Source organism: Streptomyces sp. NPDC055254, from assembly GCF_053606025.1.
In genome coordinates this window covers 1-13,536 of sequence record NZ_JBSGQV010000027.1, presented here as the reverse complement: position 1 = coordinate 13,536, position 13,536 = coordinate 1, and the positions used below count along the sequence as shown (strand labels likewise).

Sequence of the window (13,536 nt, the reverse complement as noted above, 5' to 3'; positions counted from 1 at the left end):
CCCCTGGTCCCCGCCCCGCGGCGCCTCCGGGCTTTTTCACGTCGGGGGCCGCCGGCCGGAACCCCGGGTGACCCGGCCCGGCGGCCGTTCGCGTACGGGCGCCCGTTACGCGGAGACCGCGCGGCGCGACGGCACCCAGCAGCGGATGACGTCGCGCACGGACACGATGCCCACCGGGCCGCCGTCCTCCAGCACGATCAGGTGCCGGAAGCCGCCGTGGACCATGGCCTCGGCGGCCTCCTGGACCGTGGCCTCCGGTGTGCAGAACACCACGTTGTTGGTGGTGTGCGCGCCCACCGACTCCTGGTCGGGATCGTGGCCCGCGCCGATCGAGTTGAGTATGTCGCGCTCGGTCAGGATGCCGATCGCGCTGCGGTCGGGGTCGAGGACGACGGCCGCGCCGACCCGGCGGCCGGACATCAGGCAGGCCGCCTGCCGGAGGGTGTGCGCGGGTCCGAGGGTGAGGATCACGGTGCTCATTGCGTCGCGGACGAGCATGAAGGGAGCCACCTCCTGGGTGAGTCACCCCGCTCGGGTGGGTGCGGTCGCGGAAGCGCGCTGGAGAAAAGCTTCACAAGTGCACAAGCGGGGGGACCCTCAGATTCCCACGGCTCCGCGGGGTCAACAAGGGCGCGCGCTGGGCGCGATACCCGCGTGCGGGGGCTCAGGCGCGCGGCCGCAGCAGGTCCAGCATCTCCTCGTGCAGCAGCCCGTTCGACGCCGCCGCGTTCCCGCCGTGCACCCCGTCCACGCCGTCCAGGCCGGTGAAGCGGCCGCCGGCCTCCTCGACGACGACCGCGAGGGCCGCCATGTCCCACAGGTTGAGCTCCGGCTCCGCGCACAGGTCCAGCGAGCCCTCCGCGACCATCATGTACGGCCAGAAGTCGCCGTATCCGCGCGTCCGCCAGCACGCCCGGGTGAGGTCCAGGAAGCCCGGGAGCCGGCCCTGCTCCTCCCAGCCGCTGAGCGAGGAGTACGCGAACGAGGCGTCGTTCAGGGCGCCCACCTTCGACACAGCGATCGCGGTGGTCTCCCCGAGCGCACCGCCCGTGAACGCGCCCCCGCCCTGCGCCGCCCACCAGCGGCGGCCCAGCGCCGGCGCGGACACCACACCGACCACGGGGCGGAAGACGCCGTCGGCGCCCTCGGCCATCAGGGAGATCAGCGTGGCCCACACGGGGACCCCGCGCACGTAGTTCTTCGTACCGTCGATCGGGTCCACGACCCAGCGGCGCGGACCGCTGCCCCGCAGGCCGTACTCCTCGCCCAGGACGGCGTCGTCGGGCCGCGCCGCGGCGATGCCCGCCCGGACGACCTCCTCCGCGGCCCGGTCGGCCTCGCTCACCGGGGTCATGTCCGGCTTCGTCTCGACCAACAGGTCGAGGGCACGGAACCGCTCCATCGTGGCGGCGTCCGCCGCGTCGGCGAGTTCGAGGGCAAGGCGCAGGTCATCGTCATACTCGGACATGGCCGAACAGTATCGCGGCCGCCCCGGCGCCCGGGGACGCGCCCTTGACAGCATCTGTCGGCCCGTCAACTCTGACGGGGAAGCCCAGCGAAAGCCCGTGACACGGCCCCGTGGGAGGCGATGATGCCGGCAGCCCGGGATTCCCTGCTGGAAGCCGCGGGAGCGGCGCTGTCGGCGCGCCCCTGGCCGTCGGTGCGGATGGTCGACGTGGCGGCCGCCGCGGGAGTGTCCCGGCAGACCCTCTACAACGAGTTCGGCGGCAAGGCGGGGCTCGGCCGCGCCCTGGTCCGGCGCGCGGCCGACCGCTACCTCGACGGCGTGGACCGGGCCCTGTCCACCCCGGCGCAGGGCCCCGAGCGGCTCGCGGCCGTCGCCGAGTGGACCGTATGGGCGGCCCGCGCGCATCCCCTCGTACGGGCGCTGCTCACCGGGTGCTGGGACGCCGGGCTGCCCGCCGCGGGCCGGGCTCCGGGGCCCGGTGAGCTGACCCGCGCCGTCCGCGACCGGGCGGCCGCCGCGCTCGCGCCGGTGGAGGGCGGAGCCCGCTGCGAGCTCGTCGTACGGCTCGCGCTGTCCTACGTGGTCGCCCCGGAGGAGGAGCCGGGGGAACTGCTCGGACTGCTCACTGCGCCGAGCCGGAGAGCTGCAGCCCGATGACGCCCAGGATGACCAGCGAGATCGAGACGAGTTTGAGCGTGGAGACCAGGTCGCCCAGGAAGACCATGCCGTAGATCGCCGTCCCGGCCGCGCCGATGCCCGTCCACACCGCGTAGGCGGGGCCCACGTCCAGCTTCTTGAGGGCGAGGGTCAGCAGGCCGAAGCTGCCGAGCGCGAAGCACGCGAAGGCGACCGTGGGCCACAGCCGGGTGAACCCGTGCGACAGCTTGAGGCAGACCGCGAAACCGGTCTCCAGCAGTCCGGCGACCACGACCAGCAGCCAGGCCATGTCGAATGCCTCCCCGCGTCACGTGCCGCGGTCGGGCTCGGGGCCGCAGTCCGGGCCCGAGCCTGCGCGCCACTCGGTGCGACTATCCATTCACCACAGGAGGCCTCCCGCAAACCCGGCGCACGGCGCCACCGGCTCAGTCCCCTTCGCGGCGCTCCCGCGCCTCCAGCAGCCGCCGCAGCGAGTACAGCCGCGCCGGGTCCGCGTGCCCACTCTCCACCCACGCGTCGAGCGCGCAGTCCGGCTCGTCGTGGCTGCACGCGCGGGGGCACTCCTCCGTCCCCGGCACCAGGTCCGGGAAGGCGAGGATCACCCGGGACGGATCCACGTGGTGCAGGCCGAAGGAACGCACGCCCGGGGTGTCGATGACCCAGCCGTCGCCGGAGGGCAGCGGCAGCGCGAGCGCCGAGGTGGTGGTGTGCCGGCCGCGACCCGTGACGGCGTTGACGTGCCCGGTGGCGCGCTGGCGGCCCTCGGCGACCAGCGAGTTCACCAGGGTCGTCTTGCCGACGCCCGAATGGCCGACGAAGGCCGTGATCCGGCCGTTCAGCCGCTCCCGGACCCGGTCGGCCGCGTCACCCGTGGCCAGTTCCTCGCGGTTGGTCACCACGTAGTTCACCCCGAGCGTCGAGTAGATCTCCAGGATCTTGTCGGCCGAGGTCAGGTCGGACTTGGTGAGCACGAGCAGCGGCTCCAGCCCGGCGTCGTACGCCGCCACCAGGCAGCGGTCGATCATGCGGGGCCGCGGCTCCGGATCGGCCAGGGCCGTCACGATGGCCAGCTGGTCGGCGTTGGCGACGACGACGCGCTCGTACGGGTCGTCGTCGTCGGCCGTGCGCCGCAGGACGGACCTGCGTTCCTCGATCCGGACGATCCGGGCGAGGGTGTCCTTCTTGCCGGAGAGGTCGCCCACGATCCACACCCGGTCGCCGACCACCGCCGCCTTGCGGCCCAGCTCCCGGGACTTCATCGCGTGGACCGCGCGATCCCCGACCAGGCAGGTGAGCCAGCCCCGGTCCACGGTCAGGACGAAGCCCTCCGAGGCGTCCTCGTGCTTGGGCCGGATGTTCGTCCGGGGCCGGTTGCCCTTGGGGTTGGGCCGCTGGCGGATGTCGTCCTCGTCGGTGTTCTTGCCGTACCTGCGCATGACGGGCCCTACGCTCCCGCTCCTCGCGGCGCATGACCGAGCATGTCCGCCCACATCCGCGGGAAGTCCGGCAGGGTCTTCGCGGTGGTCGCCACGTTCTCGATGAGGACACCCTCCACGGCCAGGCCGATCACCGCGCCGGCGGTGGCCATCCGGTGGTCGTCGTACGTGTGGAAGGTGCCGCCGTGCAGCGGGCGCGGCCGGATGTGCAGGCCGTCCGCCGTCTCGGTGACGTCGCCGCCGAGCGCGTTGATCTCCCGGGTCAGCGCGGCCAGCCGGTCCGTCTCGTGCAGCCGCAGGTGCTGGACCCCGCGCAGGACGGACTCGGAATCGGCCAGCGCCGCCACGGCGGCGATGCCCGGGGTGAGCTCGCCGACCTCGCCCAGGTCCACGTCGATGCCGTGGATCTTGCCGGTGCCGGTGAAGACCAGACCGTCTTCGGTCAGCTCGCAGGAACCGCCCATCTCGGTGAAGATCCGGCGCAGCGCGTCCCCGGGCTGCGTGGTGCGGCGCGGCCAGTCCGGGACGGTGACCGTCCCGCCGGTGATCAGGGCCGCCGCCAGGAAGGGCTGGGCGTTGGACAGGTCCGGCTCCACGACCAGGTCGCGGCCGAGCAGCGCGCCGGGCGCGACCCGCCACACGTTCTTCTCGCCGCCCGCCTCGGGGGTGTCCACCTGGGCGCCCGCCGCGCGGAGCATCTCCACGGTCATCCGGATGTGCGGCATCGACGGCAGGTTGCTGCCCACGTGCCGGACCTCGACGCCCTGGTTGAAACGGGGGGCGGAGAGCAGCAGGGCGGAGACGAACTGGGAGGAGTTGGTGGCGTCGATCTCGACCGTGCCGCCCTCCAGGGCCCCGCCGCCCTGCACGGTCAGCGGCAGCGCGCCCCGGCCGTCGTCGTCGATCCGGGCGCCGAGGACCCGCAGGGCGTTGATGACCTCGCCGAGCGGACGCTCGTAGGAGCGCGGGTCGCCGTCGAAGCGGATGTCGCCGGAGGCGAGGGTGGCGACGGGCGGCAGGAAGCGCATGACCGTGCCCGCGTTGCCGACGTCAACGGTGGCCGGGCCGTGCAGGGCGGCGGGGATGATCCGCCAGGCCTCGCCGCCGACCGTGTGACCGGTGGAGCCCGCCGAGCTGGAGGAGACGGTCTCCTCGATGCCGACGCCCATCGCGCGCAGCGCGTCGGACATCAGCCGGGAGTCGCGCGAACGCAGGGGCCGGCGCACCCAGCCCGGCTCGGAGGCGAGCGCGGCCAGTACGAGGGCGCGGTTGGTGACCGATTTGGACCCGGGGACCGTGACGGTGGCGTGGACGGTCCCGTCGGCGAGCGGAGCGGGCCAGAGGGCGGGGAGCGCGGGGGTCTCGGTCATGGCCCCCACTTTAGTGGCTTCCTCCGGTGCCGGATCTTGATCGCCCGGCGGTCTCAGAGGGCGAGAAGCCAGCGGCCGCCGCCGATGAGCGAGGAGAGCGCGACGATGTGGAAGAAGACCAGCCACACCACCGGATGGAGGTGGGTGAGCCGCCCCAGCTGGTCGGCGTCGGAATCCGGCGCCCCTCCGTGCCGGCGCTTGGCGCCGAGTTCGAAGACCGGCCGGACCCCGCCCAGCAGCAGGAACCACACCACCGCGTACGCGAAGGCGGCCTGAACATCGGCCGGGGCCAGCCAGGAGACCAGCACGAACGTTCCGCCGGTCAGCACCACGGTCAGGGCCCCGTACGCGTTCCGGATCATCACCAGCATGGCCACCAGCAGGGCGGTGGCCGCCCACAGCAGCAGGGTGATCCGGTGCGCGGACAGCAGGGCCGCGCCGCCGAGACCGAGCAGGGACGGCGCCGTGTACCCGCCGGCCGCGGTGAGGATCATGCCGAGCCCGGTCGGCCGGCCGCGGCTGACGGTGACCCCGCTGGTGTCCGAGTGCAGCCGTATGCCGTCGAGGCGGCGCCCGGTCAGCAGCGCGAGCAGGCCGTGGCCGCCCTCGTGCGCGATGGTGATCGCGTTGCGCGACAGCCGCCACAGCGGGCGCGGACCCACGGCGGCCAGTGCGGCCAGCCCGGTCGCGACGACCAGCCACAGGTCGGGCGCCGCCTGTATACCCGTGAGCCGGTCCCACAGGCCGGCCGTGGTGCTGAGGTCCATGAAGTGACGGGCTCCTTGCGGTGGTGGTCGGATGCCATGGCAGTGTGGCAGCCATGTGCGGAAGGTATGCGGCGAGTCGTGGACCCGAGGACCTCGTGGAGGCTTTCGGCGTCGAGAAATGGGAGCCGGAGGAGACCATGGCCCCCGATTGGAACGTGGCGCCGACGAAGGAGGTCCACGTCGTCCTCGACCGTCCCGTGAAGGACGCCGGGGACCGCCGCCCGGTTCGCCAGCTGCGCGTCCTGAAATGGGGCCTCGTGCCCTCCTGGGCCCAGAACCCCGACGGGGCGGCGCGGATGATCAACGCCCGGGCCGAGACCCTCGCCGAGAAGCCGTCCTTCCGGCGCCCCTTCGCCCAGCGCCGCTGCATCGTCCCCGCCGACGGCTACTACGAGTGGGTCACGGCCCACGACGAGCGGCAGCTGGAGGTCGAGGGCAAGAAGAAGCGGGCCCGCAAGCAGCCCTACTTCGTGCTCCCCGCCGACGGCGGGGTCTTCGCCATGGCCGGGATCTACGAGTTCTGGCGCGACCGCACCCTGCCCGACGAGCACCCGCGCGCCTGGTGGGCGACCTGCTCGGTGATCACCACGGAGGCGGAGACCGGGCCGCTGGGCACGGCGCCGGCCGAGGGGCCGCGCTCGCTCTCCGACATCCACCCCCGGATGCCGCTCATGCTGACCCCCGACCGCTGGGACGCCTGGCTGGACCCGGCCGACACCGACACCGAGGGCTCGCTGCGGGAGCTGCTCGCGCCGCCGCCGAACGGGCTGATGCGCGCCTACCCGGTGTCCACCGCGGTGAGCAGCGTGCGCAACAACGGCGCGGAGCTGCTGACGGAGCTGGCGGCCCCGGAGGAGGAGACGCTCTTCTGACCGCACGGCCGGCTTCCGACCGCGCGGTCCGCGGGCGCGGTCCACGGGCCGTGCCGCGGCACGCGGCAGGATGGGGCCATGACCACGCGTACCGAGAGTGTCGACACCCCGGCGGGCGAGGCCCGCGTCACCTGGCATCCGGCCCGCCGGGCCGGGCTCGTCCTCGCCCTCGGCCACGGCGCGGGCGGCGGCATCGAGGCTCGGGACCTCCAGGCGCTGGCCGCCGCCCTGCCCGCCCGCGGGATCACCGTGGCGTTGGTCGAGCAGCCCTGGAGGGTCGCCGGGAAGAAGGTCGCCGCCGCCCCCAAGGTGCTCGACGAAGGATGGCGGGGGCTGTGGCCGGTGCTCACGGAACCGGGCCTGCCGGTCGTCGCGGGCGGCCGCAGCGCCGGGGCCCGGGTGGCCTGCCGGACGGCCGCGGAACTGGACGCGGCCGGGGTGCTCGCCCTGGCGTTCCCACTGCACCCGCCGGGCCGCCCGGAGAAGTCCCGCGCCGGGGAGCTCACCGGCACGGGCCGGCCCACGCTCGTGGTCCAGGGCGCCCGGGACCCGTTCGGGCACCCGGGGGAGTTCCCGCCGCCGGACCCGCAGGACCCGTACGAGCTGGTGGAGGTGGCGTACGGCGACCACGGCTTCGCGGTCCCGAAGAAGGCGGGGACGACCCAGGAGGAGACCCTCGCGGTGATCACCGCCGCCGTGGCGCAGTGGCTGGAGCGGCTCTCCGCGCGGCTCGCCGGCTGACCGGCCGGCCCGGCGGCACACCACCGGACGGCCGTACGCCCGGGACCCGCCAGCAGGAACCTGACGGACTCCGCGGCGGATCCGGCGGTGACGGAGCTCACCCGGCCCCCCGAACGGCCCGTACCGCCCCGGAAAGGGGCGAAATCCCGGGGCCCGGCGGGGAATGCGGCGCGGGGCCCTTCTGTTGTCCCGGATGTCGGTACGCACGGGAAATCGTCGGAGGAGAGCGAGCGCATGACCCAGGTCATCAGCCAGAACCGTCCGCAGGCCGCTGACCTGGACTGGACGGTCCTGCCCGGGCCAAAGGGCGGCTCGCTCCGGGCGGCGGAGGGCCGGGAGGGTCGACTATTCTCCAATGCGAGCGGGTCCGCTCTCGGAGTCGCCACGCAGTCGGAGGAGGTGGGTCCTGTCGCTGGGACCGACGAAGGCCACGCGGAGGAGACGACCCCGGAGCGCAATGCGCGCTTCGAGCGGGACGCCCTCGGCTACCTCGACCAGATGTACTCGGCCGCGCTGCGCATGACGCGCAACCCGGCCGACGCCGAGGACCTGGTCCAGGAGACGTACGCGAAGGCGTACGCGTCCTTCCACCAGTTCCGCGAGGGCACCAACCTGAAGGCGTGGCTGTACCGCATCCTGACCAACACCTTCATCAACTCCTACCGCAAGAAGCAGCGCGAACCCCAGCGCAGCGCCGCGGAGGAGATCGAGGACTGGCAGCTGGCGCGCGCCGAGTCGCACATGTCGACCGGATTGCGGTCCGCCGAGTCGCAGGCGCTCGACCACCTGCCCGATTCGGATGTGAAGGAAGCCCTTCAGGCCATTCCGGAGGAGTTCCGCATCGCGGTCTATCTTGCCGACGTAGAGGGCTTTGCGTACAAGGAGATCGCGGACATCATGGGTACACCCATCGGTACGGTCATGTCGCGACTGCACCGTGGCCGCCGTCAACTCCGCGGAATGCTGGAGGACTATGCCCGTGAGCGCGGGCTCGTCCCCGCCGGCGCGGGAGAGTCGAACGACCGGAAAGGCTCGGGCTCATGAGTTGCGGAGAGCCGCACGAGACGGAGTGCGCTGAGGTCCTGGACCATCTTTACGAGTTCCTCGACCACGAGATGCCGGACAGTGACTGCACTAAGTTCGAGACCCACTTCGGCGAGTGCAACCCCTGCCTGGAGAAGTACGGCCTGGAGCAGGCCGTCAAGAAGCTGGTGAAGCGCTGCTGCGGATCGGACGACGTGCCGGCCGACCTGCGGTCGAAGGTGATGGGCCGGATCGAACTGATCAGGTCGGGGCAGGCCGTGCCCGACCACGACATCACCGCGGAGAATCCGGCCGCCGGCTGACGCGGTCGGTGCGGCTTTGAACAATCGCCCCCGGAAGAGCACTTCGTTCACCCGAAGGTGCTAATCCGGGGGCGTCCGCATGGCGCAATCGGAAAATGTGCCCCGCCGCGCCCGGGACCCCACTTATCCTCCCCATTCGGTACCGGCCCGATTCGGTACCCCGCGCGCACGGCACAGGGGAGGAGGGCGCCATGCGGGAACTTCCGCCGGCGGCGCGCGGATACATCCTGTGCGTCGTCCTGGCCGCCCTGGCATGCGTCACACCCGCGCTCACGGACCCGGCCACGCCCTGGCCGGCCGTGGCCCTGCTCGGCGCGCTCTACCTCGGCTGCGAACTCGTCAGGATCTGCCCGCTGGTGGGCGGTCGGGTGCCCGAGGGCATCGGCTCCTTCTTCCCCGTGGTGCTCGCCGCCGTCTTCCTGCTGCCGCCCGCCGCCGCCGCGCTCGTGGCGCTGCCCGGCGGGTTCGCGGGCGCCGTGGTCCAGCGGCCCGCGGGGGTGCGCCGCGTGTGGCACGCCGCGCAGCAGGCGACGGCCGCCTGGGCGGCCGGACGGGCGTACGGGCTGCTGCGCGGCCCCGAGGCGCTCGGCGGGGGACCGCCCGGGGGCTCCGGGTCGCCGCTCCAAGTGGCCGACTTGCCGTACGCGATGCTCCCCGCGGCCGTCGCGGCCGCCGTGTTCTGCCTGGTGCTCACCGCTCTCGACGGGGGCGTGCTGGCCGCCGCCGAGCGCCGTCCCGCCGCCACCGCCCGGCGCGGACTGCTCATCCGCTCCCTCGTCCCGCACTGCGTGCACGGCCTGGCCGGCCTGATGATGGCGGTCATGTGGCGCAGCCCGTACGGCCTGCCGGCCGTCCTGCTCGTGCTGCTGCCGATGTACATCTCCTGCTGGGTCTTCGCCCAGTACCACCGCGAGCGCGCCGCCCACCGGGCCACCGTCCGCGCCCTCGTCCAGGCCGTCGACATCAAGGACCGCTACACGCGCGGCCACAGCGAACGGGTCGGGCAGGCCTCCGCGATGATCGCCCGCGAGCTCGGTATGGCCGAGGACCGGCTCGAAGTCGTCCGCATCGCCGGGATCCTGCACGACGTCGGCAAGCTCGGCGTCCCCACCCGGTTGCTGCGCAAGGACGGGCCGCTCACCCCCGAGGAGCGCCGCGTCATCGAACTGCACCCCGAGTACGGGCACGAGATGGTGCGCGGCATCGGGTTCCTGGGGGAGGCGCGGTCGGCGATCCTGCACCACCACGAGCGGATCGACGGCTCCGGTTACCCGTACGGGCTGGTCGGCGAGCAGATCCCGGTGCTCGCCCGGGTGGTGGCGGTGGCCGACGCCTTCGACGCGATGACCTCGACCCGCTGCTACAGCCGTGCCCGGCCCGTGCCCACCGCGCTGGCCGAGCTGGAGCGGTGCGCGGGGGCGCAGTTCGACCCGGCGATGGTGCGGGCCCTGGCCGGGGCCCTCGGGCGCCACGGGTGGCATCCGGTGGTCACCTCCGACGAGGACCTCCAGGTGATCAGGAGCAGTCCGCCGGTGACTCCCGCTCCGCCGGCGGACCCGGCCCCCGCCGAGGTCCCGGCCGCCTCCGCCCGGGGCGGTCCCGCGGTCCCGCCGCTGGGCGCCCTGCCGGGGCAGGGCTCCCGTCCGGCCGGCGGCGCTCCCGCCGGACGGGGCGACGCCGGCCGGCGCGGACCGGGGGCGGGCGGATGACGGCGGGCGCGCGGGCGGTGCGCGGGGCGGCCGCGCTGCTCACCCTCACGGCCCTCGGCCACACGCTGTGGAACGGCCTCGTCGAACCGGGCACCGCCCTGATCTTCGGCACCCTGATCGCCGTGGGCGAGCTCGCCCGCCGCGACCATCGCGCGGGCCACCGGGCCGAGGCCGCCGGCTGCGCGCCGGCCGAGGACCGCCGGCCCGCGCCGCTCGGCTCCGCCGGAGCCCTCGCCTACGCCCTGCTCGGCCAGAACGCCGGGCAGCCCACCCACCACGGGGTGCTCCAGATCGTCGCGGTCGTCGTCGCGGCCGCGCTCGTCGGCGTCGTCCCGCACGTGGCCCGGGGCCGGGGCCCCGCCGTCGACCACGTCGCCCGCCGGGTCCTCACCGTCGCCTTCGCCGCCGTCTGCTTCCAGCCGCTGTACAACTCCGGCCGGCTGGCGGAACGCGTCGGCCAGGGCCCGTACCTCGTCCTCTTCCTGCTCTTCCTGCTCGGCCTCACCGCCCTGTGCGACGCCGTTCTCGCCGCCGCCCTGGCCCGGACCCGGACCGGCTGGCCGTACGGGCCCCTGCTCCGCGACGAGCTGCGCTCCCAGATCGGCATCGGCTCGGCGATCTGCGCCACCGGCATCGTGATGGCCCTGGGCGCGGCCGTCGCCGGCCCGTGGGCCCTGCCGGTCTTCAGCGTGCCCCTGCTGCTGACACAGCTGTCCTTCCACCGGATCACCGCCATCCGCACCACCTACCGCCAGACCATCACCTCCCTGGCCCGCGCCACCGAGATCGCCGGCTGCACCCCGCCCGGCCACGCACGCCGGGTCGCCGCCCTGAGCTGCGCCGTCGGCCGGGAGCTGGGCCTGTCGGAGCGGGAGCTCGCGGTGCTGGAGTACGCGGCCCTGATGCACGACATCGGGCAGCTCTCCCTCGTCGACCCGGTCCCGGCGGGGGCGACCGCCGAGCTGCCCGCCGAGGAGGCCCGGCGGATCGCGGCGCTCGGCGGGGAGGTGGCCCGGCAGACCGGGGTGCCCCCCGAGGTGGCGGTGGTCGTGGAGCGGCAGGCGGACCCGTACCGGGAGCAGCCCGTCGCCTCCCGCATCGTGCGGGCCGTGAACGCGTACGACGACCTGCTGGGCGCACGCCCTCACCCGGGTGGCTCACTGGCCGTCCTGGAGCAGCTGCGCCTGGGCACCGGGCAGGACTACCAGCCCGAGGTGGTGGAGTCCTTGGCGAGGGTTCTGGCCAGGGGCGGACGTGACAGAGTTGTTCCCGCCCTACCTGGGTAACCCATGGGTAATGAGCGGCCGTCCGAGTGGGCATGGTTGGATGCCAGTAAGAGGGACCGAGACAGTGTCCGCAAGGCTGCACCGTAGGACCGGCAGGCGGGAATCGTGAGGATCTTCGGGAAGGTACGGCATCGGCCCTCCGCCTCGTGGCGGCAGGCCACCGACCGCGCGTTCACGCTGATCGGCGACGGGCGGTACGAGGACGCGGGCGCGCTCCTGACCAGAGCCGCCGACCTGGAGCCCTGGCTGTCCGAGTCCTGGTTCAACCTGGCGCTGCTGCACAAGTTCCGGCACGACTGGGAGCAGGCCCGGGCCGCCGGGCTGCGCGCCGTGGCCCTGCTGGACCGGGAGACCGGAGCCCCGGACTGGTGGAACGTCGGCATCGCCGCCACCGCGCTCCAGGACTGGCCGCTGGCCCGGCGCGCCTGGCAGGCGTACGGACTCAAGGTGCCCGGGGACCAGCACGGCGCGGGCGGCAAGGGCAACGGCGAACCGGTCGGGATGGAGCTCGGGAGCGCGGCCGTACGGCTGTCGCCCGAGGGCGAGGCCGAGGTGGTCTGGGGCCGCAGGCTCGACCCGGCGCGCATGGAGGTCCTGTCGATCCCGCTGCCCTCCTCGGGGCGGCGCTGGGGCGAGGTCGTGCTCCACGACGGGGTGCCGCACGGCGAGCGGGTCACCGCGGCCGGGCCCTCGTACCCGGTCTTCGACGAGATCGAGCTGTGGGCGCCCTCGCCCGTGCCCACCTGGGTCGTCCTGCTGGAGGCGGCCACCGAGGCCGACCGCGACGCCCTGGAGCAGCTGGCCTCGGACGCCGGCTTCGCCGCCGAGGACTGGTCCTCGTCGGTGCGGCTGCTGTGCCGGACCTGCTCCGAGAGCGAGATGCCGAGCGACGAGGGCGACGGGGAGCACCTGGACCCGCACGACCACAGTGAGCCGGGGCACCCCGGACCGCTGGGGCACCGCACGGCCGGTTCCGGTTCGCTGTGGGTGCCCGAGCGGGAGTGCGGCATCGCGGCGCCGGCCGGCCTGGTGCGCGGGCTGCTCGACGGCTGGGTCGCCGACAGCCCGGACAGCCGGGAGTGGCGGGATCTCGAAGAAGTCTGCTGAGCCGGGGCCGTAGGCTGTACGGGCACATCGGTGGCCATCGGTGACTGGGACTTACGGAAGGCGTACGGCGGACATGGCGCAGCAGGAGAACGACGGTGTCGGTGTGGCGGAGGTCCCGAACGACGGGTACGTCGTGGACACCGAGGACTGTGCGGAGCGCGAGCTCGCCCACCGCGAGCGCGGCACGGCCCGCCCCATCACGGTCGTCGGCAACCCGGTCCTGCACCGGGAGTGCAAGGACGTCACCGAGTTCGGCGACGAGCTGGCGCAGCTGATCGACGACATGTTCGCCAGCCAGAAGGCGGCGGAGGGCGTGGGCCTGGCCGCGAACCAGATCGGCGTCGACGCCAAGGTCTTCGTCTACGACTGCCCGGACGACGACGGCAAGCGGCACACCGGCGTCGTGGTCAACCCGAAGCTCGTGGAGCTGCCGGCCGTCGCGCGGGTGCTGGACGACTCCAACGAGGGCTGCCTGTCGGTCCCGACCGCTTACGCCTCGCTGGCCCGACCGGACTACGCCGAGGTCACCGGCCAGGACGCGCAGGGCAACCCGATCAAGGTCCGCGGCACCGGCTACTTCGCGCGCTGCCTCCAGCACGAGACCGACCACCTGTACGGCTACCTGTACATCGACCGGCTCTCGAAGCGGGACCGCAAGGACGCCCTGCGGCAGATGGAAGAGGGCACCCCGCGCTACGAGACCGTCCCGAACGACTGACCGCGGCGACGCGCCCGCACGGACGAGGCCCCGCTCCGGAACCGGAGCGGGGCCTCGTC

The 13,536-nt window shown here is 73.7% G+C and carries 15 protein-coding genes; 9 read left to right on the top strand and 6 right to left on the bottom strand.

Features of this window, described 5'->3' with window-relative positions; translation table 11 throughout:
* Nucleotides 1–105: 105 nt before the first annotated feature.
* Together ACWFQ8_RS23235 and hisN are read right to left on the bottom strand one after the other, a co-directional pair.
* Nucleotides 106–498: a CBS domain-containing protein gene (locus ACWFQ8_RS23235; RefSeq protein WP_453788171.1), complete on the bottom strand. Its 393-nt coding sequence runs from the start codon at nucleotides 496–498 to the stop codon at nucleotides 106–108.
* A gap of 166 nt (nucleotides 499–664) precedes the next feature.
* Nucleotides 665–1,468 (bottom strand): histidinol-phosphatase, encoded by an 804-nt coding sequence (gene hisN / locus ACWFQ8_RS23230; protein ID WP_453788170.1) that lies wholly within the window; start codon nucleotides 1,466–1,468, stop codon nucleotides 665–667.
* Nucleotides 1,469–1,591: 123 nt separating this feature from the next.
* Between hisN and ACWFQ8_RS23225 the strand changes: the two genes are divergently transcribed.
* The gene (locus ACWFQ8_RS23225; RefSeq protein ID WP_453788223.1) at nucleotides 1,592–2,125 is read left to right on the top strand and encodes a TetR/AcrR family transcriptional regulator; all 534 of its coding nucleotides are present in this window, start codon (nucleotides 1,592–1,594) and stop codon (nucleotides 2,123–2,125) included.
* On the opposite strand, the gene ACWFQ8_RS23220 is transcribed toward ACWFQ8_RS23225, so the two are convergent.
* The 4 genes from ACWFQ8_RS23220 to ACWFQ8_RS23205 form a co-directional block, all read right to left on the bottom strand.
* Nucleotides 2,091–2,414, bottom strand: a complete 324-nt coding sequence (locus ACWFQ8_RS23220; RefSeq protein ID WP_453788169.1) for a DMT family transporter — start codon at nucleotides 2,412–2,414, stop codon at nucleotides 2,091–2,093. The genes ACWFQ8_RS23225 and ACWFQ8_RS23220 overlap by 35 nt on opposite strands.
* A gap of 136 nt (nucleotides 2,415–2,550) precedes the next feature.
* Complete coding sequence (rsgA, locus tag ACWFQ8_RS23215) at nucleotides 2,551–3,561, bottom strand: ribosome small subunit-dependent GTPase A (RefSeq protein ID WP_453788168.1); 1,011 nt, start codon at nucleotides 3,559–3,561, stop codon at nucleotides 2,551–2,553.
* 8 nt (nucleotides 3,562–3,569) lie between these two features.
* Nucleotides 3,570–4,931 carry a 3-phosphoshikimate 1-carboxyvinyltransferase gene (gene aroA, locus ACWFQ8_RS23210; RefSeq protein ID WP_453788167.1) on the bottom strand — a complete coding sequence of 454 codons (1,362 nt, stop codon included), beginning with the start codon at nucleotides 4,929–4,931 and terminating at the stop codon, nucleotides 3,570–3,572.
* Nucleotides 4,932–4,984: 53 nt separating this feature from the next.
* Nucleotides 4,985–5,698: a M50 family metallopeptidase gene (locus ACWFQ8_RS23205; RefSeq protein WP_453788166.1), complete on the bottom strand. Its 714-nt coding sequence runs from the start codon at nucleotides 5,696–5,698 to the stop codon at nucleotides 4,985–4,987.
* A 53-nt stretch (nucleotides 5,699–5,751) separates the two neighbouring features.
* Between ACWFQ8_RS23205 and ACWFQ8_RS23200 the strand changes: the two genes are divergently transcribed.
* The 8 genes from ACWFQ8_RS23200 to def all read left to right on the top strand — a co-directional run bounded on the left by ACWFQ8_RS23200 (nucleotide 5,752) and on the right by def (nucleotide 13,477).
* Nucleotides 5,752–6,570 carry an SOS response-associated peptidase gene (locus ACWFQ8_RS23200; protein WP_453788165.1) on the top strand — a complete coding sequence of 273 codons (819 nt, stop codon included), beginning with the start codon at nucleotides 5,752–5,754 and terminating at the stop codon, nucleotides 6,568–6,570.
* 78 nt (nucleotides 6,571–6,648) lie between these two features.
* A complete protein-coding gene (locus ACWFQ8_RS23195) occupies nucleotides 6,649–7,311 on the top strand; it encodes an alpha/beta hydrolase family protein (protein WP_453788164.1) in 663 nt (220 codons plus the stop codon).
* 399 nt (nucleotides 7,312–7,710) lie between these two features.
* Complete coding sequence (locus tag ACWFQ8_RS23190; protein ID WP_030709911.1) at nucleotides 7,711–8,355, top strand: sigma-70 family RNA polymerase sigma factor; 645 nt, start codon at nucleotides 7,711–7,713, stop codon at nucleotides 8,353–8,355.
* A complete protein-coding gene (gene rsrA, locus ACWFQ8_RS23185) occupies nucleotides 8,352–8,657 on the top strand; it encodes a mycothiol system anti-sigma-R factor (RefSeq protein WP_384535928.1) in 306 nt (101 codons plus the stop codon). The genes ACWFQ8_RS23190 and rsrA overlap by 4 nt, the downstream gene beginning before the upstream one ends.
* Before the next feature lie 191 nt (nucleotides 8,658–8,848).
* Nucleotides 8,849–10,366, top strand: a complete 1,518-nt coding sequence (locus tag ACWFQ8_RS23180) for an HD-GYP domain-containing protein (RefSeq protein ID WP_453788163.1) — start codon at nucleotides 8,849–8,851, stop codon at nucleotides 10,364–10,366.
* Entirely contained in the window at nucleotides 10,363–11,652 is a 1,290-nt protein-coding gene (locus ACWFQ8_RS23175; protein WP_453788162.1) for an HD-GYP domain-containing protein, read from the top strand. Before ACWFQ8_RS23180 ends, ACWFQ8_RS23175 begins: the two co-directional genes overlap by 4 nt.
* 105 nt (nucleotides 11,653–11,757) lie before the next feature.
* The gene (locus tag ACWFQ8_RS23170; protein ID WP_384535936.1) at nucleotides 11,758–12,759 is read left to right on the top strand and encodes a tetratricopeptide repeat protein; all 1,002 of its coding nucleotides are present in this window, start codon (nucleotides 11,758–11,760) and stop codon (nucleotides 12,757–12,759) included.
* Nucleotides 12,760–12,832: 73 nt separating this feature from the next.
* Nucleotides 12,833–13,477, top strand: a complete 645-nt coding sequence (gene def, locus ACWFQ8_RS23165) for a peptide deformylase (RefSeq protein ID WP_453788161.1) — start codon at nucleotides 12,833–12,835, stop codon at nucleotides 13,475–13,477.
* Nucleotides 13,478–13,536 lie beyond the last annotated feature (59 nt).

Bases quoted from the DNA above. Each gene is read 5' to 3' on its own strand.
- ACWFQ8_RS23235 (WP_453788171.1), bottom strand. From the start codon at position 498: ATGCTCGTCCGCGACGCAATGAGCACCGTGATCCTCACCCTCGGACCC.
- hisN (WP_453788170.1), bottom strand. From the start codon at position 1,468: ATGTCCGAGTATGACGATGACCTGCGCCTTGCCCTCGAACTCGCCGAC.
- ACWFQ8_RS23225 (WP_453788223.1), top strand. From the start codon at position 1,592: ATGCCGGCAGCCCGGGATTCCCTGCTGGAAGCCGCGGGAGCGGCGCTG.
- ACWFQ8_RS23220 (WP_453788169.1), bottom strand. From the start codon at position 2,414: ATGGCCTGGCTGCTGGTCGTGGTCGCCGGACTGCTGGAGACCGGTTTC.
- rsgA (WP_453788168.1), bottom strand. From the start codon at position 3,561: ATGCGCAGGTACGGCAAGAACACCGACGAGGACGACATCCGCCAGCGG.
- aroA (WP_453788167.1), bottom strand. From the start codon at position 4,931: ATGACCGAGACCCCCGCGCTCCCCGCCCTCTGGCCCGCTCCGCTCGCC.
- ACWFQ8_RS23205 (WP_453788166.1), bottom strand. From the start codon at position 5,698: ATGGACCTCAGCACCACGGCCGGCCTGTGGGACCGGCTCACGGGTATA.
- ACWFQ8_RS23200 (WP_453788165.1), top strand. From the start codon at position 5,752: ATGTGCGGAAGGTATGCGGCGAGTCGTGGACCCGAGGACCTCGTGGAG.
- ACWFQ8_RS23195 (WP_453788164.1), top strand. From the start codon at position 6,649: ATGACCACGCGTACCGAGAGTGTCGACACCCCGGCGGGCGAGGCCCGC.
- rsrA (WP_384535928.1), top strand. From the start codon at position 8,352: ATGAGTTGCGGAGAGCCGCACGAGACGGAGTGCGCTGAGGTCCTGGAC.
- ACWFQ8_RS23180 (WP_453788163.1), top strand. From the start codon at position 8,849: ATGCGGGAACTTCCGCCGGCGGCGCGCGGATACATCCTGTGCGTCGTC.
- ACWFQ8_RS23175 (WP_453788162.1), top strand. From the start codon at position 10,363: ATGACGGCGGGCGCGCGGGCGGTGCGCGGGGCGGCCGCGCTGCTCACC.
- def (WP_453788161.1), top strand. From the start codon at position 12,833: ATGGCGCAGCAGGAGAACGACGGTGTCGGTGTGGCGGAGGTCCCGAAC.